Origin of the sequence: Massilia sp. CFBP 13721 (assembly GCF_014842025.1) — a bacterium.
Taxonomy (GTDB): domain Bacteria; phylum Pseudomonadota; class Gammaproteobacteria; order Burkholderiales; family Burkholderiaceae_D; genus Telluria.
On the sequence record NZ_JACYUY010000003.1, the window covers coordinates 166,623 to 186,605 of the forward strand.

A 19,983-nucleotide genomic window follows, 5' to 3' on the forward strand; every position below is an offset into this window, starting at 1 on the left:
AACCGCCCGCGCCCTGCCCCCCGTTCAGGCCGGCTCGATCGCCGCGACCGCTTCCGTCACGCCCGGCGCCGGCCGGATCTCCGCCCGCGGATTGCGCGGATCCTGCGTCCAGTTCATGTACGGCTTATCCGTTTCCTGCGCCACCATGGCGATGCAGGCCTCGACCGGACAAGTGATTTCGCACAGGTTGCAGCCGACGCATTCGTCGCGGATCACCTCGTAGCGGCGTGCGCCGTTTTCCAGCACCAATTGCGCGATGGCCTGGTGCGAGGTATCTTCGCAGGCGACAAAACACTTGCCGCAGCCGATGCACTTGTCCTGGTCGATGCGGGCGATCACCTGGTAATTCATGTCCAGGTATTTCCAGTCGGTGGTGTTCGGCACGGCCTTGCGCGAGAAAGCGGCGATGTTGGCATAGCCCTTCTCGTCCATCCAGCGCGACAGGCCATCCTTCATTTCCTCGACGATGCGGAAACCGTGCAGCATCGCCGCCGTGCACACCTGCACCGAACCGGCGCCCAGCGCGATGAATTCGGCTGCATCTCTCCAGTTGCCGATGCCGCCGATGCCGGAAATCGGAAGGCCGGCGGTGATCGGATCGCGCGCGATCTCGGCCACCATGTTCAGGGCGATCGGTTTCACGGCCGAACCGCAATAACCGCCGTGGGTGCTGGCGTTACCGACTTGCGGGAACGCGATCATGCGGTCGAGGTCGAGATGGGTGATCGAATTGACGGTGTTGATCAGCGAGACCGCATCGGCGCCGCCGGCCAGCGCGGCGCGTGCCGGGGCGCGCACGTCGGTGATGTTCGGCGTGAGCTTCACGATGACGGGCAGGCGCGTGTGCTTCTTGCACCAGCTTGTGACCATCTGCACGTATTCCGGCACCTGGCCCACGGCCGCGCCCATGCCGCGCTCGGGCATGCCGTGCGGGCAGCCGAAGTTCAGTTCGATGCCGTCGGCGCCGGTCGCTTCCACCAGCGGTAATATGGCCGCCCACGGCGCTTCCTCGCACGGCAGCATCAGCGAAACGACCATCGCGCGGTCGGGCCAGGCCTTTTTCACGGCGGTGATTTCGCGCAGGTTGATTTCCAGGCTGCGGTCGGTGATCAGCTCGATGTTGTTGAAGCCGATGACTTCGCGGTTCTTGCCGTAATGGGCCGAGTAGCGCGACGACACGTTGACGGCCGGCGGATCTTCGCCCAGCGTCTTCCACACCACGCCGCCCCAGCCGGCTTCGAAGGCGCGCACCACGTTATATGCCTTGTCGGTCGGCGGCGCCGAGGCCAGCCAGAATGGATTCGGGCTTTTGATACCGCAAAAATCGATGCTCAGGTCGGCCATGCTGCCCCCGCTGCGATGTCGTTGTGAATGGCCAGCGCGGCCAGTTTGCCGTGCTGGACCGCCTGCACCGTCAGGTCCTGGCCGAGCGCGACGCAGTCGCCGCCGGCGTAGATGCCAGGCACCCTGGTGCGCAGCGCGGCGTCGACGGCGATGCGCTCGCCATCGCGCCAGAGATGTTGGGCCAGCGCGTCGAGTTCCGGCGGCGGCGCCATCGCCTGGCCGATGGCCTTGAAGACGGCGTCGGCCGCGATCTCGATAAAGGTGCCGGTGCGCGCCAGCCGTCCCTCGTCCATGCGCGTTTCCTCGAAGCGCATGCCGGCCACGCGGCCGCCTTCGTCGAACAGCACTTCCAGCGGCGAAGCCCAGGTCTTGATGCGCACGAAATTGGTCTTGGCGATTTCGATCTCGTGGCCGGTCGCGCTCATGGCGTCGAAGCCGCGCCGGTAGACCAAGGTCACTTCGTCGGCGCCAAGGCGTTTCAGTTGCACCGCCATGTCGATCGCCGTATTGCCGGCGCCGATGACGATCGCTCGGCGCGGCACCGGCAGGGTCGAGAGATCGCTCGCCTGGCGCAGCGCGGCAATGTAGTCGGTGGCGGCCATCAGGCCGGGGGCGTCTTCGCCGGTGAGGCCGAGGCGGCGACTGGCGCCGAGCCCGAGGCCGAGAAAGACCGCGTCGAAGCGCGCGTGCAGGTCCTGCAGCTGCAAGTTGTCGCCCAGCGCCTGGCCATACTGGATGTCGATGCCGCCGATCGACAGCAGGAAATCGACTTCCTGCTGGGCGAATTCGCCGGGCAGCTTGTACTTGGCGATGCCGTATTCGTTCAAGCCGCCGGCTTTCGGCTTCGCTTCGAACACGACGACGTCGTGGCCGAGCATGGCGAGGCGGTGCGCGCACGACAGGCCGGCGGGGCCGGCGCCGACCACGGCGATCGTCTTGCCGGTCGCGGGTGCGCGCGCGAACGGGTGGCCGGCGAAGCTGGCATTGTCGATCGCGTGGCGCTGCAGCAGGCCGATTTTCACCGGCTCGCGTTCGGCGTAGTGGTTGCGCACGCAGGCGTCCTCGCACAGGATCTCGGTCGGGCAGACACGGGCGCAGCTGCCGCCGAAGATGTTGGCCTTGAGGATGCCGATGGCGGCGCCGTTGATGTTCTGGTCGTGGATGTTGCGGATGAAGCTGGCGACGTCGATGCCGGTGGGACAGGCACGCATGCAGGGCGCGTCGTAACAGTACAGGCAGCGGGCCGCCTCGATGGCCGCCTGGCGATCTGTCAGGGGCGGCGCCAGGTCCGTGAATTGCGCCGCGAGCGCGCCGTGCGAGTCGGCGGCCGGTGGCAGGTGCTGGAGAGTCTCGATCATGTGCATCCCTGTTTTATTGTTGGAGTGCTGGTGTTCGACTGCTTCATACGGTGTTGCTGGTGTTGCGGACGCTGCTGGAATCGATACCTTTGCTGGACTGCTATTTGATCGAAGGGCGTAGGGTGGACTCCTGAGTCCACGCGGTGATACCTGTCCTCCGATTTGTCGTGTGGCTGATCTCGCTATAACTATCACCGCGTGGGCCGTAATGCAGGCCACTGGCCTGCATTACCCCGCCCACCCTACGTCCCTATGCTCGGACGTATTGCAACGCGGACGTCCGCATGGGCACGTCATTGAGGCCACTGGCCTCAATTACCCCACCCTACGCGGTAAGGTTTATTTCATCTGCGGGAACGCGAACTCGACGCCGGCACTCGCCGTGTTCGGCCAGCGCTGCATCACCGCCTTGTGGCGCGTGTAGAAGCGCACGCCTTCGGGGCCGTAGGCGTGGTGGTCGCCGAACATGCTGCGCTTCCAGCCGCCGAAACTGTTAAAGGCCATCGGCACCGGCAGCGGCACGTTCACGCCCACCATGCCGACCTGGATCTGGCGCACGAATTCGCGCGCCACACCGCCGTCGCGGGTAAACACGGCGACGCCGTTGCCGTACTCGTTGGCATTGATCAGTTCGACCGCGCTGCCGACATCCGGCAGGCGCACCACGCACAGCACCGGGCCGAAGATCTCTTCCTGGTAGATGCTCATCTCGGGTTTGACGTGATCGAACAGGGTGCCGCCGACGAAAAAACCGTTCTCGCAGCCGGCGACCTGGTGGCCACGGCCGTCGACAACGAGCGTCGCACCCTGCTCCACGCCTTCTCCGATCAGGCGCTCGATGCGCTGGCGCGCCGCCTGCGTGACGACCGGGCCCATCTCCATGCCGGCGCCCATGCCGTCGCCAATTTTGAGGTTTTTCGTGCGTTCGGCCAGCGTGGCCACCAGCTTGTCGCCGGCGTCGCCGATGGCCACCGCCACCGAGATCGCCATGCAGCGCTCCCCGGCGGAACCGTAGGCGGCGCCGATCAGGGCGTCGACCGCCATCTCCATGTCGGCGTCGGGCATGACCACCATGTGGTTCTTGGCGCCACCCAAAGCCTGCACGCGCTTGCCGTTGGCGCTGCCGCGCGCATAGATATATTCGGCGATTGGCGTCGAACCGACGAAGCTGATGGCTTGCACGTCGCGGTTGTCGAGCAGCGCGTCGACCGCCACCTTGTCGCCCTGCACCACGTTGAAGACACCGTCCGGCAGCCCGGCTTCCTTCAGCAGGCGCGCGTGCAGCAGCGAGGGCGACGGGTCGCGTTCCGACGGTTTCAGCACGAAGGTATTGCCGCAGGCGATCGCCACCGGGAACATCCACATCGGCACCATCACCGGGAAATTAAATGGCGTGATGCCGGCCACCACGCCCAGCGGCTGGCGCATCGACCAGGCGTCGATGCCGCGCGCGATCTGGTCGGTGAATTCGCCTTTTAATAATTGCGGAATGCCGCAGGCGAATTCCACGACTTCGATCCCGCGCGCCACTTCCCCTTGCGCGTCGCTGAAGGTCTTGCCGTGTTCGCGCGTGATCATCGCGGCGAATTCGTCGGTGTGCTGCTGGCACAGCTGCAGATATTTGAACAGGATGCGCGAGCGCGCCAGCGGCGGCGTGGCGGCCCAGGCCGGGAATGCCGCCTGTGCGGCGAAGACGGCCGCGTTGACTTCATCCACACTGGCAAGCGTCACACGGGCGCAAGGTTCGCCTTGCGCCGGATTGAACACGTCGGCATAGCGCTCGCCCGCAGTGTCGACGACGTGGCCGCCAATAAAGTGGCCAATCACCTCAAGTTGATTCATGTGTTGTCTCTTCTAGTCCAGGTTCTTCAATACGGTAGCCAGCTTGCCGAACAATTCGTCGATGTGCTGTTTCTCGAGAATAAGGGGCGGCGACAGCGCGATGATGTCGCCCGTAGTGCGGATCAGGATACCGTCGGCAAAGGCCTTCTTGAAAGCCTGGAAGGCGCGCGCGCCGGGCTTGCCGGCAATCGGTTCGAGCTCGATGCCGGCGATCAGGCCGATGGTGCGCAAGTCGATCACGTGCGGCAGCCCTTTCAAGGCATGCACCGCGTCTTCCCAGTAGGCTTGCATGCCCTTGGCATGTTCCAGTATTTGCTGTTCCTTGAACACCTCGAGCGTGGCCAGGGAGGCGGCGCAGGCGACCGGGTGGCCGGAATACGTATAGCCGTGGAACAGTTCGATGCCCGCCGGCGCATCCATGAAAGCGTCGTGGATGAACTGCTTGCTGAACACCGCGCCCATCGGGATCACGCCATTAGTCAGCCCCTTTGCGGTGGTCATCATGTCCGGCTCGACCTCGAAATAGTCGGCCGCGAACGGCGTCGTCAGGCGGCCGAAGCCGGTGATGACTTCGTCGAAGATCAGCAAGATGCCGTGCTTGGTGCAGATCTCGCGCAGGCGCTTCAGGTACCCCTTCGGCGGCACCAGCACGCCGGTGGAGCCGGACACCGGCTCGATGATCACGGCGGCAATGGTCGAGGCATCGTGCAGCGCGACCAGGCGTTCGAGTTCGTCCGCCAGTTCGACACCGAAGTCCGGCTCGCCGCGCGAGAAGGCGTTTTTCAGCAGGTTGTGCGTGTGCGGCAAGTGGTCGACGCCGGGCAGCAAGGGGCCGAAATGCTTGCGGTTGGGGCCGATGCCGCCCACCGACAGGCCGCCGAAGCCGACGCCGTGATAGCCGCGCTCGCGCCCGATCAGGCGGGTACGCCCGCCCTCGCCGCGCGCCTTGTGGTAGGCCAGCGCGATCTTCAGCGCGGTATCGACCGCCTCGGAACCGGAGTTGGTGTAGAACACATGCCCGAACTTGTGCCCGGTGTAGTCCATCAACCGCTCGGCCAGGTCGAAGGCGGCCGGGTGGCCCATCTGGAAAGTAGGCGCGAAATCGAGCTGGCCGATCATCTCGCGCACCGCGCTGACGATCTTCGGCTGGGCATGGCCGCAGGGAACGCACCAGAGGCCGGCGGTGCCGTCGAGGATCTGGTTGCCGTCCACGTCCTTGTAGTACATGCCTTCGGCCGAGACCAGCAGGCGCGGATTGGCCTTAAAGTCGCGGTTGTTCGTGAATGGCATCCAGAAGGCGGACATCGATTCGGGTCTGGACTCGTTCATGCAGGCTCTCCCTTGTTTTTAGTCAAAACGATGAGGCAATCTTAACAATGCACGCCGGCGCCGCGAATGTAAAGTCCCGGGCCTGCCGATCCAGGCATGCGTCGTTGCAAAAATGCAAAACTTCCTGCCGATCCGGTAATATAAACGCGCGCCCTGATGCAGTCATATCGATTTGGATATATGCGAAGTCAACCGCGACGAAGGTGCATGCTAAATCACCCGGCGTGCAGCCAGTATGAGAATGCCAATGCCTTTGATCTAACGCAAACTCAGCCATCGCGGATAAACAAATCGTGAGGCTGATGGAGAAACGTCATGCCCGACATCCTGCCACCTGTTCTCACAACCGCGCGCCTGCGGCTGCGTCCGTTCACGCACAACGACACCGCGGCGCTGTTCCGCGTGTTTTCCGACGCCGAGGTCGTGCGATTCTGGTCGACCGGCGCCTGGACCGAGCTCGCCCAGGCCGAACAAATGATCGAGGAAGCCATGCTTGCCTACCGCGAAGGCGGACTGAGCCGGTATGCGATTGCGCTCGCCGCCACCGATGAATTGATCGGCATCTGCAACCTGCGCGGCTTCTTCGCGCAGAACCGGCGCTGCGAACTCGGCTATGCGCTGGGCAGCGCCCACTGGGGCTACGGCTATGCCTTCGAGGCACTCGATGCGCTGCTCGGCTATGCCTTTATAAACCTCGACATGAACCGCATCGAGGCCGACATCGATCCGCGCAACACGGCCTCGGCGCGCCTGCTGGAACGCCTCGGCTTTCGCTACGAGGGCACCATGCCGGAACGCTGGTTCGTCCATGGCGAGTTCGCCGATACCGCTTACTATGGCCTGCTCAGACGCTACCGGGACGAGCGTGTGCTGTCCCGTTCGTCGCCCGGCGCTACCGGTTAGCCCGCGGAACCGGCACTTCGTCGGATGGGGCTCGCCGCCCTATGCCGGCAGGGTTACAGTGCCTCCATCAACCTTCACCACGAGGAGCACACCCATGAAAACGACCACCTTCCGATCCTTCGCCGCCGAACTCGAAGACGCCGCCGCACGCTGCCTGCGCCTGCTGCGCGGCGGCCTGCGCACCTTCGCCGCCCTGCCCTGGCCCGCCCTGCTGCTGGCGGCCTTCCTGACCGCCTGCGCAATCGCCGTCATCCCGACCGCGCTGGTGCTGTTCGCCATCTTCCTGGCAATCAAATACGCGGTGCTGGCCATCAACGGCGACAAGACCACCCCGCTCGAGGACTGACCATGCAAGCAAGCCAGATCAACCGTGCCCTCGACCTCATGCGCGAAACCCTCACCGAAGTGAGCAAGCTGTGGTGGGCGTTTTTCGACTGGGTCGCGGTGGTCGACTGGCGCAAGCTGGCCGTGACCTGGCTGCTCACGCTCGTCTTGTTCGGCATGCTGAACACGCCCGAGCCGGCGCTCTGGTATTTCGTTATCTCGTTCGGTATCAAGGTCCTGGCCGGCGGCAAGCGCCGCGCCGAACTGGTGGCCAAGGACGCAACCTTGAAAGCCGAAGTCGCCACCCTCGAGCGGCGCCTGACCGAGGCGCAGATGGCGGCCCTGCAGGCCCAGGTCGAGCCGCACTTCCTGTTCAACACCCTGGCCCTGATCGGCCGCCTGATCGAGACCGATCCGCCGGAAGCGGCCAAGGTGCACGCCCACCTGATTGCCTACCTGCGCTCTAGCCTGCCACAGATGCGCTCGAACGGCGGCGCCACCCTCGGCAAGCAGCTGGAACTGTCGCGCGCCTACCTGGCGATCATGCAGGCGCGCATGAAGGAACGGCTCGCGCTGCGCTTCGAGGTGCCCGACTTCCTCGGCAGCGCCCCCTTCCCGCCGATGATGCTGCAAACCCTGATCGAGAACGCCATCAAACACGGTCTGGAACCGAAGATCGCGGGCGGCACCATCACCGTACGGGCACGGGTCGACGGCGCCATCCTGATCGTGGACGTCTGCGACGATGGCGTCGGCATCGACCTGCATGCAGACGACGGCGTGGGCCTGGCCAACATCCGCGAGCGTCTGCACCTGCTGTACGGCACCCGCGCCGAGCTGGTGATCGAAGCCCCGCCCGGCGGCGGCGCCTGCGCCTCGGTGCGCATTCCATACCAGATGATGGAGGGAGCATAATGCGAGCAATCGCCCTGATCGCCGACGACGAAGCCGCGATGCGCGAACAATTGCGTGCGCGCCTGCTCGAAGTCTGGCCAGAACTCGACGTCGTCGCGCTCGCCTCGAACGGCATCGAAGCGGTGGAAATGGCGAATAAATACCAGCCGCAGATCGCCTTCCTCGACATCCGCATGCCCGGCATGGGCGGCATCGAAGCGGCGCGCCAGCTGTACGACCGCTGCCACATCGTCTTCGCCACCGCCTACGACCAGTACGCGGTCGACGCCTTCGAGCACGGCGCGATCGACTACCTGCTCAAACCCGTCAGCGCCGAGCGCCTCGCCACCACCTGCGAACGCCTGCGCCAGCGCCTGCAGAAAACGCCGCAGGACATCGGCGCCCAGCTGGCGCAGTTGGGCAGCCTGCTGCAGCAGCAGGGGACAAAGCCGAAACCATCCTACCTGCGCTGGATCCAGGCGCAGGTGGGCGGCAGCCTGCGCATGGTGAGCACGCGCGAAATCCTGTTTTTCCAGTCCGACGAAAAATACACGCGCGTGCAAACGGCCACGGCCGAACTTCTGATCCGTAAAACGCTCAAAGAACTGGCCGACGAGCTCGACCCCGACGAGTTCTGGCGCATCCACCGCTCGACCCTGGTGCGGGTGGATGCTATCGCCGAAGTCTCGCGCGACCTGCGCGGGCGCCAGATGCTGCGCGTGCGCAATTACCCGCATGAGCTGGAGGTCAGCCGCAATCATTCGCATCTGTTCCAGCAGATGTGATTGTTGCTCGCCGGCGGGTGTAGTATCGGTTAACGTTTCGCTACCGGAGGATGCAATGGCCGCTGTCGTTCCCTGCTTGCGTTACCGCGATGCCCACAAGGCGATCGCCTGGCTGTGCGACGTGTTCGGCTTCACGCGGCACCTGGTCGTCGACGGCGAAAACGGCACCGTCGCTCACGCCGAACTGGCGCTCGATGGCGCCATGATCATGCTCGGCTCGGTGCGCGGCGGTTCCGCCTACGGCGACATGCTAGTCCAGCCCGACGAGATCGGCGGACGCCAGACCCAGACCATTTATCTGGTCGTCGCCGATGCCGACGCCGTCCACGCGCGCGCGCTGAATGCGGGCGCGGCCATCGTCATTCCACTGGTCGACGAAGACTATGGCGGACGCGGCTTCACTTGCCGCGATCTCGAAGGGCATGTCTGGAGCGTCGGCACGTATGATCCGTGGCAGGCCGACGGGTCATCCTGAGTCTTCGACGCGATACCGGAATCGTTGCCTGAAAAGGAGCCTTCATGTCACGCGCAGTGCATTTCGAAATCCACGCCAACCAGCCGCAGCTGCTGATCGATTTTTATATCAATCTGTTCGGCTGGTCGTTCACCAAATTCCCGGCGGGTGAATACTGGATGATCAACACGGGGCCGGACAGCCAGCCGGGCATCAACGGCGGCCTGCTGCCGCGCCCCGGACCGGGGCCGGGGCCGATGGCGTCGCCGAATGCGTTTGTGATCACGGTCGATGTCGATAACCTCGATGCGTCGATGGCGAAGGCGCAAGGTTGCGGAGGGATGTTGTGTGTGCCGAAGATGGCGATTGCCGGGGTTGGGTGGCTGGCGTATTTTAAGGATCCGGATGGGAATATATTTGGGATGATGGAAATGGATGCAGAGGCGACCTGATTCGATCTTAGCCCTTTTCAGTCCAGATCCAGGTAACGTCACGACCTTCGTACTGGGGGAGCTTTTCACCGGCTCGAAAGTGTTGTCGCACATCAATTTTGTGGACAAGTACCCAAACTCCCGTCCTAGATGCCAACTGATCGCTGCCTTGCTGTATAAGAGGATCGTGGTCAACAAAAATGGGGGGCGTAGCCTTCATGGGTGCTGCGAGCGGGAAGTAGCTTTGCTCTTCGACAGGTATTATGCCGTCGAGATACCGAGTATCTTCCCAGATCAGGCGCCATACTGCATGACGTACGATTAAGCCTCCGTCAGCCTCGTCCACATTGACAGCCTGCGGGGCAAAAGCGCCTTCCAACAGATAGTTCATGCAACCGTCAGGAACCTGCGGCTCATAGATTCCATAGCAAGGTACCGGATGGCCGGTATGAACAGTCACGTCCGTAACAGCCGCTGAAACGTCTGGAAGATTTTCAGGAAATGGCACAGTTCTGATAAGGCGATCCATCGCCTCCTCACTCCAGAACTCATGTGCTGGAGGTTCTGCCTGCATGGATTCTACAATGCCTGCTGTCGCTTTTACATACGACGACGCGTTGTCGATCGCTTTGGTCATTTCCTCAACATATTTCCCTTGGAAATGTACATCACCATATGGTCCGTGATTGACCAAGGCGGTCCACCAATAATTTTGAATGTTCAAGGCATCAAGAAACACGCCGCGCTCGTTATAACGCCATACGCTGCGGTCCCCAACCCGTAGCCGAGCCAAACCTTGTTCATATAAAACTTGCGCCTTTAACACCTGCATATAGAATTGATCCCAGTGAGTTGCCCATTCTGAATCTACCCCAGCTTCCACAAAAACCGGTTCTTCTTTTACCTGACGCTCGAACACCTCAGCAAAAGTATCGAATGCAGCCGCTCTGCCTTCCCAGGCTGTATAACTACTTTTGCGCTTGAGGTACCAGAACAGCTTGCGCCGGTCATTTTCACTCATGTGCTTTGCAGCCCATTTTGGTTTGAATATATTAAAGATACTCACTATATTTCCTCTATTTTGCGCGCTCATTCTTGACCGTTGCCTGCGCCGTTTGCTGGGCTATTTTGCTTTGCTTTTCGGTCACGCCGAGCCGTTCCACAGCAGAGGCAGAAGGAATAACATTTTCCCCATAACCGATGACTCCGTTGTGCCCGCTCCATCCACTGGCGCGCACCTCGACAGTTATGCCATTCGAGAGCAAAACCGTTCCACCACCGGATTTTGCCAGCTTGTTGACAGTATCAAAGTCTGCCGGGCCAAAGGTCGGCGGTTTGAAATCAATGACTGCCTGACGGCTTCCACCCTCAAGATACTGACCTGTAATGGATTTGCTATATTGCTCCGATACCGTACTGACGCATCCGGGTACTTTTACGCTTGATGGTATATGCATGATGCACAAGTATCCGTTGTGGTTCCACTCATCCAGCACAGCCGTTGGACCACGCCACTCTGCCGCGGAAGATGGGCCGGCCCTAATCCCCAAAAGGCTCCTACGGAATAGGATTCGCCTACCGTGACCCCATGAGTAATACCTGCTGGCCCGAATGAGCGGTACACGGTTGTACCGCTCAACATCTCATTCGTTATTCGCCCGGATGCAGCAGCGATTTTTGGATAATAAACTCCGTCATCTGAAATACGGTCCAGAAGATTTGGAAATCCAGGCTCATATTTGTATACTTTAGCTACTTCCTTGGCGTTGCTTACAGGCGCCAGGTTTTGCGGGTATTTTCCCGCATGTCTTACGAGCTTTGCCGTTTTACCTTCCAACAACCTCGCTTCTTCAACATACGTAATTGTTTTTTTTCCAGTTTGTGCAAGCATTACATCAGTGCTACTCGGCACCGGCTTCCCACCTGACCGAACAAGCTTTTGCAGTTGTTCAAGGTGGGAATGAAGTTCACGCAGCGCCAGCGGAATCATCTTGTCTCCGAGCATCTTCAGTTGTTCAAAACTGCGAGACAACTGTTCCATTCGCGCTACAAATCCATTAGGCAAAACAGACCGAAAACGTAGCCCATAACGAAAGGTAGTGACGATGAATACGTCGCAGAACGCACGGAACTTCGACAAAACTTCGGCTTGATACGAGAGGATATTCAAGCTCTTAAACCATGCTTCCGCGTTTTTATGCCCGATACGATTTAGGAAATGAACGATATCAGTAGCTACTTGCGCAACAAGTTTACTGTTTGCTGCGCTCTTGTTCGCCACATTCAAGGCAAGACGCCCAACCCCCTTGATCACTCCACCAATGACGGGGATGAGGGCAAAAATCAATACGACGAGGAGAACCCACTCGGCCGTTTCCTCGCGTTTTCGTGGATCGTTGGCTAATCCGCTACCAACGGCGATCAAGTCCCGGGCCGCAGTGACGTCGCCGACCAGCGGGATCATGCCGATTACAGCATCAGTAATAATTTGAGAAACGGTTTGCTTTTCGTTGAAGGCGCCCTGCACGGTTCCCCATAACCACTGCCCAACCTCAGTTGCAGCAAGTCTAAACTTTTTAGCGGATAGGGCGCCGGGTGGAGAGGAAGAGTCATTCATGCTTTACCTTTCATGTCCGGCGCGTATTTGGCAATCAAACTGTCAATATCTCGTGTGCTGGGAGCAGGCTTATGATTGGGCATAGGCGTCATATCCTTCCGTCGATACGCTCCCGGCATCGAACCGAACCATACCTCGGCAGCTCCGGATGGAACATTACTCAGGATGCTGCTCCCATCACCATCGAGGGTACCGGAACGGCTAGTTCCATCCGGGAACCGAACAAGGAACGGAGCTCCGACGAGTGGCTCATCATCGTGATACCGACGTTCGATAACCAGGGAGCTGGGTTTGATAACGCTTGAAAAAAATTTCGTTCGGGGGAAAGAACTGCTTTGAGGCCCGGCAAGCTCTTTTGCTGATGCTTTGAAATCGACTTTTCCGGGGCTATGCAGTTCGATATCTCCGCCTCGAAGCTTGATATATGCTCCCTGTGCCGTTAAGAGCACATGCTCCGCCGCAGCGATGCTTACAGTTTTAGCAATGCTGGCGACAGTGACAGTCTTGTCTGCAGTTATGCGTGTTGGCCCATCCTGGCTCTGACTACTTACCTTCCCGCTGGCAGCATGCAGCTTGAGACCAACCTCCTGGTTCGGCTTCGTCTTGTTCGATGCTTTCCCATAAGTAAACAAGCTAATCCCACCAACGACCAACGTGGATGAATTAGCTTGCGCGGCAAAGTTGATGTCCTGCCCGGCGCCGATGCTGCCGGTGGTGCCGGCCGAAAGGATGACGTCGGCAGGTGTGCTGGCGACGATGCCGGCCAGGCTCGACAGTTGAAGGTGCAGCTCGCTGTAGGCGGCGACTTTTTCTTGCTCGCCGCCATCGACCGCGTTGACGACCTCGATGCTGCGATTCATCTGCTTCAAAGCGAGAAGTTCAGCCGGTTCCGGCTCATTCTTCAGGCTGGCATTGTGCTTCTGCGCCTGGGTCGCCAGGCCGGTCTGCAGTTGCAGGCTCTCTTCGATCTGCGCCAGCGCTTCGCGCGTGTCGAGCTGGCTGCCGCTGCCGCCATTGGGCGCGTCCGACGACAGCAGCAATCCCTGCCCTGCCCGTACGGCTGCACTCTGCGCGGTCTTCAATTCGGCGCCGAATCCCGTTGGATGCAACAGAGCGTTGTCGCTCTGGTGGCGCAACTGTCCGAGGTTCAGTTCGGCCATGCCGTCGTGTGCCTTGGCATGCCGTTGCAGGGCCAGGCGTGATTTGCCGGCGGTGTCGTCGAAGACGAGCTGGCTGTAGGCGCCAGTGCCGTCCTGGCTGGTCTGCATGGCCTGCGTTTTGATTCCGGATAGCACAGCCGGGTGTGCATTGCCGGCGCTCTCGCCGGGGAACCACGGCATTGCATTGCCGGTTGCGGCGCCGCCTCCATATGCCACCTGGTTGTGCTGGGCATCGGGCTGGCCGCAGCCGTTGTACAGGCTGCCGATCACGACGGGCCGGCCGATGTCGCCGTCGAGGAAATCCATCAGTACCTCCTGGCCAACGCGCAGCACCATGTGGCTGCCCCAGTTGGCGCCGGCGAGCGGCGTGGCGACGCGCACCCAGGTGCCGGCGCTGTCAGTGCCCGGCGCACCGGTGTGCCCGTCAGGATGCGGATGCAAGGCACGGCTGTGGCTGGCGTCGCCGCGCTCCCAGTGAAATTGCACCTTGATGCGATGGTCGCGGTCGGTGTGGATGGCCGCACGCGGCGGGCCGACCACGATCGCCGTCTGCTGTCCATGCACGGTGGGACGCGGATGCAACAGGCGGCCGTGCGCGTCGGCGCCGCTGCTGCGGTATGGCTTGCTGGCCGGAATGGCGTCGATGCGGTTGCGGTACAGGGGCCGGTCTTCGCCTGATGGCCGCATCGCGCGCACGCCGGGTTCTTCCGCGGCGGCCTGTGCCACGACGCCCTTGCCCAGCAGTTTGGCCACGCTACTTAGTACGTCGGCACCCAGGTTGTTATGCATCAGGTGAACCGTGCGCACGATCGTGAACGTGCGGGCGTCGTCATGGTCCAACTCATCAAGCATGGCGTGGCCGCGGATCGTAAACGTCGTGCCGGGGGCGAAGCTGCGGACCGTGCCGGCGGCAGTGTGCACCTGTTGCGCCGCTTCCAGGGCCTCGATCTGGTTGCGCGCGATGCGTTGCGCCTGGTCGCGGTTCGGCCAGGCGTACATACCGGGCACATCGCGGCTGCTGAGCAGGGGCGCGTCGGAATTCACTGTGCCGATGTACGCCTGGCGCTGGCGTAGCGTGCGGTAGTCCCAACTGCCGAGTTCGATCGCATTGGTCGACAGGCGCGATGTGAAGCGCCAGCGATCGATGCTGTCGGCTTTCATCACCGCGCCCGGCTGCGTGAATGCGACCGTGGGCTGGGCATTCGGCTTGAAGGCGCGGTTGTGGTCGGCGATGACCAGCGTGTGGCTGCCGAGCGATGCGTTGTTGGGCGCCCCGCTGTGTTCAAAGAAGTAGAACAACCCTTCTTCGTGCATGAGACGTTCGGCAAAGGCCAGGTCGCTTTCCTGGTACTGGGTCGTCAAACTGCGTTGCGGATACACGCTGCGGTCGGCGAGTTCGAAGCGCCAGGCGGGCACGAGCGTGCCGCGGCCTGCATAGCTCTTGAAGACAACATCGAGAATGTCGGGGACCGTCATATCCTGGAAGATGCGGCTGTCGCGACCGAGCGCGAGGAAGCAGGTCCAGGGTTCGAGCGTCAGCACGTAGCGCGCGAAGCCGCCATTTGCGCCGGTCATCTCGGCTGCCGTGATGTGGCCGTGGAATGGCCGCAGCGCGTCGTGACTGGTGACGGTCAGCAATTGCAGCAGCGCAGGCTGGCCGAGCAGGCTTTTCAGGGGGATGCGGGCGTCGAGCGACAGGGCGTCGATCCTGAAGGTGTAGCCGCGGCTGATGCTCTCCTCGCCACGCACGCATTCCGCGAGCAAATCGGCGCCGGCAGGCGTGGTCAGCCTGAGCAGGCGTGTGTCTTGCGTAAATCGGTTGAACGACGCGAGCAGACCGGCGGCGTCGAATTTGTCCGGCATTGATCTCTCCCATGAATGCTGCATATGCATGGCGGCGACGCTGCGACTGCATGCGCACGCACAAATGAACCCAGCGATTACACGTCTGGATCGTGTGTTTGCAGTTGAGAAAGATCAGGCCGTTTGCCTACAGGCATTCAGTGCATCATGCGCGCCACAGCGCTGTCGGGAAGAGCGAAGTCAGCCGTTCGGAATGGTCCGATTTTCAAAATAAAAAGCGCTGCGACGGGCAATCCGTGGCAGCGCTTTTACCAACGATGAAGCCGCATGCCTGTGAAGGCATCGGCGCACCTGCAATTACTTGTTCAAATCCCACCCACCAAACGCGTTTGGCAATTGGGCCGCCGCTGTCGTCTCGAAGATGTCGCCCTTCAAGTTGGTCAGCACGACCGGCAGCTCGTTGCCGCCCAGCTCCAGCACGACCTGGCGGCAGGCGCCGCAGGGGGCGATCGGGCCGTCGGTCTGGCCGATCACGGCCAGGGCCGTGAAGTCGCCCGGCTTGTAGCCGTGGGCGATGGCACTAAAGAACGCGGTGCGTTCGGCGCAATTGCACAGGCCATAGGAGGCATTTTCGATGTTGCAGCCGCGGAAGATGCGGCCGTCCTTGCATTCGAGGGCGGCGCCGACCTGGAATTTCGAGTACGGCGTATAGGCCAGTTCGCGTGCGGCGCGCGCCTCCTCGATCAGTTTTTCGTAGCGCATGATGTTCCTTATGCCGGACGAATGGTGCGGTGGATCATCGGTGCGGCGGCTGCCTTCTCCGCGCCGAACTGGTAGGCGGCCTGCACCTGGCGCACGGCCTGCTCGGCTGCCTCGACGGTGCGGGCATGGACCATGGCCAGCGGCTGGCCGACTTCGATCTTGTCGCCCAGTTCGATCAGGCCGGTCAGGCCGACGGCGAAGTCGATCGCATCCTGCGGACGCACGCGCCCGCCACCCAGCGCGACCACGGCCAGGCCGAGGCCGCGGGTGTCGACGGCGGTAGCGTAGCCGGCGCGCAGGCTTGGCGCCGGCACGATGACCGGGGCGGTTTCGAGATAGGCGTCCGGCTTGTCCATCAGGTCGGCCGGGCCACCCAGGGCAGCGACCATGCGCGCAAAGCGTTCGGCCGCTTCGCCCGAATCGAGCGCCGCCTGCAGCTTGGCGCGGGCCTCGAGGTCGTTCGACGCCAGGCCCGAGATGACCAGCATTTCGGCGCACAGCGCCATCGTCACTTCGTGCAGGCGCGCCGGACGCGATTTACCAGTCAGGTAGTCGATGGCGACGCGCACCTCGACCGCATTGCCGGCGGCGTGGCACAGCGACTCGTCCATGCCAGTGAGGATGGCCGAGGTGCGGGTGCCGGCGCCGTTGCCGACGCTGACGATGCTCTCGGCCAGCTCCAGCGACTTTTCCGGCGTCGGCATGAAGGCGCCGCTGCCGACTTTCACGTCCATCACCAGCGCGTCGAGGCCCGCCGACAGCTTCTTCGAGAGGATCGAGCCGGTGATCATCGCCACCGATTCGACGGTCGCGGTGGTGTCGCGGATGCTGTAGAAGCGCTTGTCGGCCGGCGCCAGTTGGGCGGTCTGGCCGATGATGGCGACGCCGACGTCCTTGACGACCTTGCGGAACAGTTCCGGGTCGGGGACGGTGCTGTAGCCGGGGATCGAGTCGAACTTGTCCAGCGTGCCGCCGGTGTGGCCGAGGCCGCGGCCCGAGATCATCGGCACGAAGCCGCCGCAGGCGGCGATCATCGGTCCGAGCATCAGGGAGACGACGTCGCCGACGCCGCCGGTCGAGTGCTTGTCGACCACCGGGCCGGGCAGGTTCATCGATTTCCATTCCAGCACCTGGCCGGAATCGCGCATGGCCAGGGTAAAGGCGACGCGCTCGTCCATGCTCATGTCGTTGAAGTAGACAGCCATGGCGAGGGCGGCGATCTGGCCTTCGGTGACTTCACCGCCGGGGATGCCGCGCACGAAGAACTGGATTTCTTCGGCGCTCAGGGTGCCGCCGTCGCGTTTTTTGCGGATGATTTCTTGGGGGAGGAACATGGGGTACTCGCTTTCAAATTTGGTAGTACGTGTCGCTGGCTTCTGCGTGGGCTCGGGGCGCCCACCCTACGGTGCGCTGCCGCTAACATCTGATTAAAACGACGTAGGGTGGGCGGGTCTCCCGCCCACGCGGTGATAGTCGACGTATGCCGGACCGAGCACGAAATCGGAGCCGCTAACTATCACCGCGTGGGCGGGGAACCCGCCCACCCTACCGGTCACTTTGCTAACGTGACCGTCTTATTTATTGTCTTACACGCCGTACGGAATCCAGACGTTTTTCACCTGGCTCGCATGCTGCAGCACGACGCGGCCGCAGGCCTGCTTGGCATCGAACCAGTCGCGGCCCTTGGCGCCGCCGACCCAGGTGCGCTTCAGGGTGTCCGACGACAGGCGCTCGACTTCGGCGCAGCCCTCGGCCGAACCGTCGTGGCGCCAGACGGCATCGATGTCGCCGTGGGTGGCGAGCGTGCGTGCCAGTTCGTCAGCACTGCCGGTGACGATGTTCAGCGCGCCGCCCGGCAGGTCGGAGGTGTCCAGCACCTGGTACAAGTCCGTTGCCGACAGCGGATAGGCTTCCGATGGCACGGCGACCACGCGGTTACCCAACGCCAGTGCCGGAGCGACCAGCGAGATGAAGCCCAGCAGCGGGTTCTCGTTCGGGCAGATCACGCCGATCACGCCGACCGGCTCGTTCAGGGCGACGGTGATGCCGTGCATCGGCGGCTGGTGCGCCGCGCCGTCGTACTTGTCGCACCAGGCGGCCCAGTAGAACAGGCGCTCGATCGAGGCGGCGACTTCGCGCTGCGGATCGCGCACGCCGGTCATGGCGGTCAGGCGCGCGGCGAATTCCTCGGCGCGGATCGCCAGGTTCTCGGCGATGTAGTACAGCACTTGCGCGCGGTTGTGCGCAGTGGCTTTCGACCAGCCGGCCGCTTTGTGGGCGGCTTCGACGGCGTTGCGGATGTCCTTGCGGCTGCCTTCGCCGACGTCGGCCAGGAAGGCGCCGTTGGCGCCGTTGATGGCGCGGCTGTAGGCGCCGTCGGGGCGCGCCTGCTTGCCGCCGATGTACATCTTGGCGGTGCGGTCGACGGCGAACGGGCTGCCGCCTTCCGAGGCGCGCACTTTACCTTGTTCAGGTTTGATAGGCGCGGCTGGGCGTGCATCTTCCGCCAGCGGCGTCAGGTACTCGTACATGCCCTCTTTGCCGCCTTCGCGACCAAAACCCGATTCCTTGTAGCCGCCGAAACCGCAGGCCGCATCGAACTGGTTCGCCGTGTTGATCCATACGACGCCGGCCTTGATTTGCGGCGCAACGTCCAGCGCCAGCGAGATCGATTCCGACCACACGCAGGCGGCCAGGCCGTACACGGTGTTGTTGGCCAGCTGGACGGCTTCGCCCGGGGTGCGGAAGCTCATGGCGACCAGCACCGGTCCGAAGATTTCGGTCTGGGCCACGGCGGCCGAGGTCGAGGCGCCGGTGATCAGGGTCGGCAGGTACCACGAGCCGGCGGCAGGCGCTGCGCAGCTTGGCTGCCAGATTTCGCAGCCCTCGGCACGGGCGGCTTCCACCAGGCCGTGGATACGCTGCTGCTGGACCGGATCGACCAGCGCGCCGATGTCGTTCGACTTATCCAGCGGCGAACCGACGCGCAGGTTTTGCATGCGTACTTTGACCTTGGCGATGAAGCGGTCGTAGACCGATTCCTGCACCAGCAGGCGCGAACCGGCGCAGCAGACCTGCCCCTGGTTGAACCAGATCGAATCGACCAGGCCTTCCACCGCCGCGTCCAGGTCGGCGTCGTCGAACACGATAAACGGCGACTTGCCGCCCAATTCCAGCGACAGCTTCTTGCCGCTGCCGGCGGTGGCCTTGCGGATGATGCGGCCGACTTCGGTCGAACCGGTGAATGCCAGCTTGTCGATGCCAGGGTGGTTCACGATCGCTTCGCCCACGCGGCCGTCGCCGGTGACGATGTTGACGACGCCCGCTGGCATGCCGGCCTGCTGGCAAATTTCGGCGAACAGCAGCGCGGTCAAGGACGTGTACTCGGCCGGCTTGAACACGATGGTGTTACCGGCGGCCAGCGCCGGTGCGATTTTCCATGCCAGCATCAGCACCGGGAAGTTCCAGGGAACGATCTGGCCGACCACGCCAACGGCGCGGTAGTCGGCGAATTCCTCCGACTGCAGCTGGGCCCAGCCGGCGTGGTGGTAGAAATGCCTGCTCGCTAACGGCAGGTCGGCATCGCGCGTTTCGCGGATGGTCTTGCCGTTGTCGAGCGTTTCCAGCACCGCGAACAGGCGCGAATGCTTTTGCAGCAGGCGCGCGATCGAGTACATGATTTTCGCGCGGCCATGGCCACCCAGCGCGACCCAGCCCGGCTGCGCGCGGCGCGCGGCGTCGACGGCGCGGTCGACGTCTTGCGAGGTCGCTTGCGTTACCTGTGCCAGCTCGACGCCATCGGCCGGGTTGTTCGATGCGAAGGTGTCAAGGCCCTCGCTCCACGCGTTGTCGATAAAGAGGCCGAAACGGCGTCCATGCTGGTCCAGCCACGCCTGTGCTTCTTTGGTGCTTTCAGGTGCGGGGCCGTAATCCATAGTTTGCAAAATCTCGTTAATTGTTGGCATGACGAATCCGTT

17 protein-coding genes are annotated in these 19,983 nt (G+C 62.6%); 6 read left to right on the forward strand and 11 right to left on the reverse strand.

The annotated features are described in order from the left end of the window. Positions 1 to 24: 24 nt before the first annotated feature. From preA to aptA, 4 genes are all read right to left on the reverse strand, one after another. On the reverse strand, positions 25 to 1,344 hold the full coding sequence (gene preA / locus IFT60_RS03830) for an NAD-dependent dihydropyrimidine dehydrogenase subunit PreA (protein WP_192049667.1): 1,320 nt from the start codon (positions 1,342 to 1,344) through the stop codon (positions 25 to 27). Beyond that, complete coding sequence (locus IFT60_RS03835; protein ID WP_192049669.1) at positions 1,332 to 2,702, reverse strand: NAD(P)-dependent oxidoreductase; 1,371 nt, start codon at positions 2,700 to 2,702, stop codon at positions 1,332 to 1,334. The genes preA and IFT60_RS03835 overlap by 13 nt, the downstream gene beginning before the upstream one ends. A 339-nt stretch (positions 2,703 to 3,041) precedes the next feature. After that, positions 3,042 to 4,544 carry a CoA-acylating methylmalonate-semialdehyde dehydrogenase gene (locus IFT60_RS03840; RefSeq protein WP_192049671.1) on the reverse strand — a complete coding sequence of 501 codons (1,503 nt, stop codon included), beginning with the start codon at positions 4,542 to 4,544 and terminating at the stop codon, positions 3,042 to 3,044. 12 nt (positions 4,545 to 4,556) lie between these two features. After that, on the reverse strand, positions 4,557 to 5,873 hold the full coding sequence (gene aptA / locus IFT60_RS03845; RefSeq protein ID WP_192049673.1) for an omega-aminotransferase AptA: 1,317 nt from the start codon (positions 5,871 to 5,873) through the stop codon (positions 4,557 to 4,559). Positions 5,874 to 6,188: 315 nt separating this feature from the next. Here aptA and IFT60_RS03850 point away from each other — a divergent pair, with 315 nt between their 5' ends. From IFT60_RS03850 to IFT60_RS03875, 6 genes are all read left to right on the forward strand, one after another. Beyond that, positions 6,189 to 6,776, forward strand: coding sequence for a GNAT family N-acetyltransferase (locus IFT60_RS03850; RefSeq protein WP_192049675.1), 588 nt, complete (start codon positions 6,189 to 6,191; stop codon positions 6,774 to 6,776). 94 nt (positions 6,777 to 6,870) lie between these two features. Next, a complete protein-coding gene (locus IFT60_RS03855) occupies positions 6,871 to 7,122 on the forward strand; it encodes a hypothetical protein (protein ID WP_192049677.1) in 252 nt (83 codons plus the stop codon). A gap of 2 nt (positions 7,123 to 7,124) precedes the next feature. Next, positions 7,125 to 8,015 carry a sensor histidine kinase gene (locus IFT60_RS03860; RefSeq protein WP_192049679.1) on the forward strand — a complete coding sequence of 297 codons (891 nt, stop codon included), beginning with the start codon at positions 7,125 to 7,127 and terminating at the stop codon, positions 8,013 to 8,015. Further along, on the forward strand, positions 8,015 to 8,779 hold the full coding sequence (locus tag IFT60_RS03865) for a LytR/AlgR family response regulator transcription factor (protein ID WP_192049681.1): 765 nt from the start codon (positions 8,015 to 8,017) through the stop codon (positions 8,777 to 8,779). Before IFT60_RS03860 ends, IFT60_RS03865 begins: the two co-directional genes overlap by 1 nt. Before the next feature lie 55 nt (positions 8,780 to 8,834). Beyond that, positions 8,835 to 9,254, forward strand: a complete 420-nt coding sequence (locus IFT60_RS03870) for a VOC family protein (RefSeq protein ID WP_192049683.1) — start codon at positions 8,835 to 8,837, stop codon at positions 9,252 to 9,254. A gap of 44 nt (positions 9,255 to 9,298) precedes the next feature. After that, complete coding sequence (locus IFT60_RS03875; RefSeq protein WP_192049685.1) at positions 9,299 to 9,685, forward strand: VOC family protein; 387 nt, start codon at positions 9,299 to 9,301, stop codon at positions 9,683 to 9,685. Positions 9,686 to 9,692: 7 nt separating this feature from the next. On the opposite strand, the gene IFT60_RS03880 is transcribed toward IFT60_RS03875, so the two are convergent. The 7 genes from IFT60_RS03880 to IFT60_RS03910 all read right to left on the reverse strand — a co-directional run bounded on the left by IFT60_RS03880 (position 9,693) and on the right by IFT60_RS03910 (position 19,971). Beyond that, positions 9,693 to 10,685, reverse strand: a complete 993-nt coding sequence (locus IFT60_RS03880; protein ID WP_192049687.1) for an Imm71 family immunity protein — start codon at positions 10,683 to 10,685, stop codon at positions 9,693 to 9,695. A 55-nt stretch (positions 10,686 to 10,740) separates the two neighbouring features. Continuing rightward, positions 10,741 to 11,121 carry a hypothetical protein gene (locus IFT60_RS03885; protein ID WP_192049689.1) on the reverse strand — a complete coding sequence of 127 codons (381 nt, stop codon included), beginning with the start codon at positions 11,119 to 11,121 and terminating at the stop codon, positions 10,741 to 10,743. Then, entirely contained in the window at positions 11,100 to 12,281 is a 1,182-nt protein-coding gene (locus IFT60_RS03890) for a hypothetical protein (RefSeq protein WP_192049691.1), read from the reverse strand. The genes IFT60_RS03885 and IFT60_RS03890 overlap by 22 nt, the downstream gene beginning before the upstream one ends. Next, positions 12,278 to 15,304, reverse strand: coding sequence for a type VI secretion system Vgr family protein (gene tssI, locus IFT60_RS03895; RefSeq protein WP_192049693.1), 3,027 nt, complete (start codon positions 15,302 to 15,304; stop codon positions 12,278 to 12,280). The genes IFT60_RS03890 and tssI overlap by 4 nt, the downstream gene beginning before the upstream one ends. A gap of 297 nt (positions 15,305 to 15,601) precedes the next feature. Then, positions 15,602 to 16,006 (reverse strand): cytidine deaminase, encoded by a 405-nt coding sequence (locus IFT60_RS03900; protein WP_192049695.1) that lies wholly within the window; start codon positions 16,004 to 16,006, stop codon positions 15,602 to 15,604. Between the two features lie 8 nt (positions 16,007 to 16,014). Next, a complete protein-coding gene (gene deoA / locus IFT60_RS03905; RefSeq protein WP_192049697.1) occupies positions 16,015 to 17,340 on the reverse strand; it encodes a thymidine phosphorylase in 1,326 nt (441 codons plus the stop codon). Positions 17,341 to 17,592: 252 nt separating this feature from the next. After that, positions 17,593 to 19,971, reverse strand: a complete 2,379-nt coding sequence (locus tag IFT60_RS03910; RefSeq protein WP_374011012.1) for an aldehyde dehydrogenase family protein — start codon at positions 19,969 to 19,971, stop codon at positions 17,593 to 17,595. Positions 19,972 to 19,983: the final 12 nt, after the last annotated feature.

Coding starts and splice junctions, on each gene's coding strand:
- deoA (WP_192049697.1), bottom strand. CDS start 17,340: ATGTTCCTCCCCCAAGAAATCATCCGCAAAAAACGCGACGGCGGCACC.
- IFT60_RS03870 (WP_192049683.1), top strand. CDS start 8,835: ATGGCCGCTGTCGTTCCCTGCTTGCGTTACCGCGATGCCCACAAGGCG.
- aptA (WP_192049673.1), bottom strand. CDS start 5,873: ATGAACGAGTCCAGACCCGAATCGATGTCCGCCTTCTGGATGCCATTC.
- IFT60_RS03900 (WP_192049695.1), bottom strand. CDS start 16,006: ATGCGCTACGAAAAACTGATCGAGGAGGCGCGCGCCGCACGCGAACTG.
- IFT60_RS03840 (WP_192049671.1), bottom strand. CDS start 4,544: ATGAATCAACTTGAGGTGATTGGCCACTTTATTGGCGGCCACGTCGTC.
- IFT60_RS03890 (WP_192049691.1), bottom strand. CDS start 12,281: ATGAATGACTCTTCCTCTCCACCCGGCGCCCTATCCGCTAAAAAGTTT.
- tssI (WP_192049693.1), bottom strand. CDS start 15,304: ATGCCGGACAAATTCGACGCCGCCGGTCTGCTCGCGTCGTTCAACCGA.
- IFT60_RS03885 (WP_192049689.1), bottom strand. CDS start 11,121: ATGCATATACCATCAAGCGTAAAAGTACCCGGATGCGTCAGTACGGTA.
- IFT60_RS03910 (WP_374011012.1), bottom strand. CDS start 19,971: ATGCCAACAATTAACGAGATTTTGCAAACTATGGATTACGGCCCCGCA.
- IFT60_RS03875 (WP_192049685.1), top strand. CDS start 9,299: ATGTCACGCGCAGTGCATTTCGAAATCCACGCCAACCAGCCGCAGCTG.
- IFT60_RS03860 (WP_192049679.1), top strand. CDS start 7,125: ATGCAAGCAAGCCAGATCAACCGTGCCCTCGACCTCATGCGCGAAACC.
- IFT60_RS03865 (WP_192049681.1), top strand. CDS start 8,015: ATGCGAGCAATCGCCCTGATCGCCGACGACGAAGCCGCGATGCGCGAA.
- IFT60_RS03880 (WP_192049687.1), bottom strand. CDS start 10,685: ATGAGTGAAAATGACCGGCGCAAGCTGTTCTGGTACCTCAAGCGCAAA.
- IFT60_RS03835 (WP_192049669.1), bottom strand. CDS start 2,702: ATGATCGAGACTCTCCAGCACCTGCCACCGGCCGCCGACTCGCACGGC.
- preA (WP_192049667.1), bottom strand. CDS start 1,344: ATGGCCGACCTGAGCATCGATTTTTGCGGTATCAAAAGCCCGAATCCA.
- IFT60_RS03850 (WP_192049675.1), top strand. CDS start 6,189: ATGCCCGACATCCTGCCACCTGTTCTCACAACCGCGCGCCTGCGGCTG.
- IFT60_RS03855 (WP_192049677.1), top strand. CDS start 6,871: ATGAAAACGACCACCTTCCGATCCTTCGCCGCCGAACTCGAAGACGCC.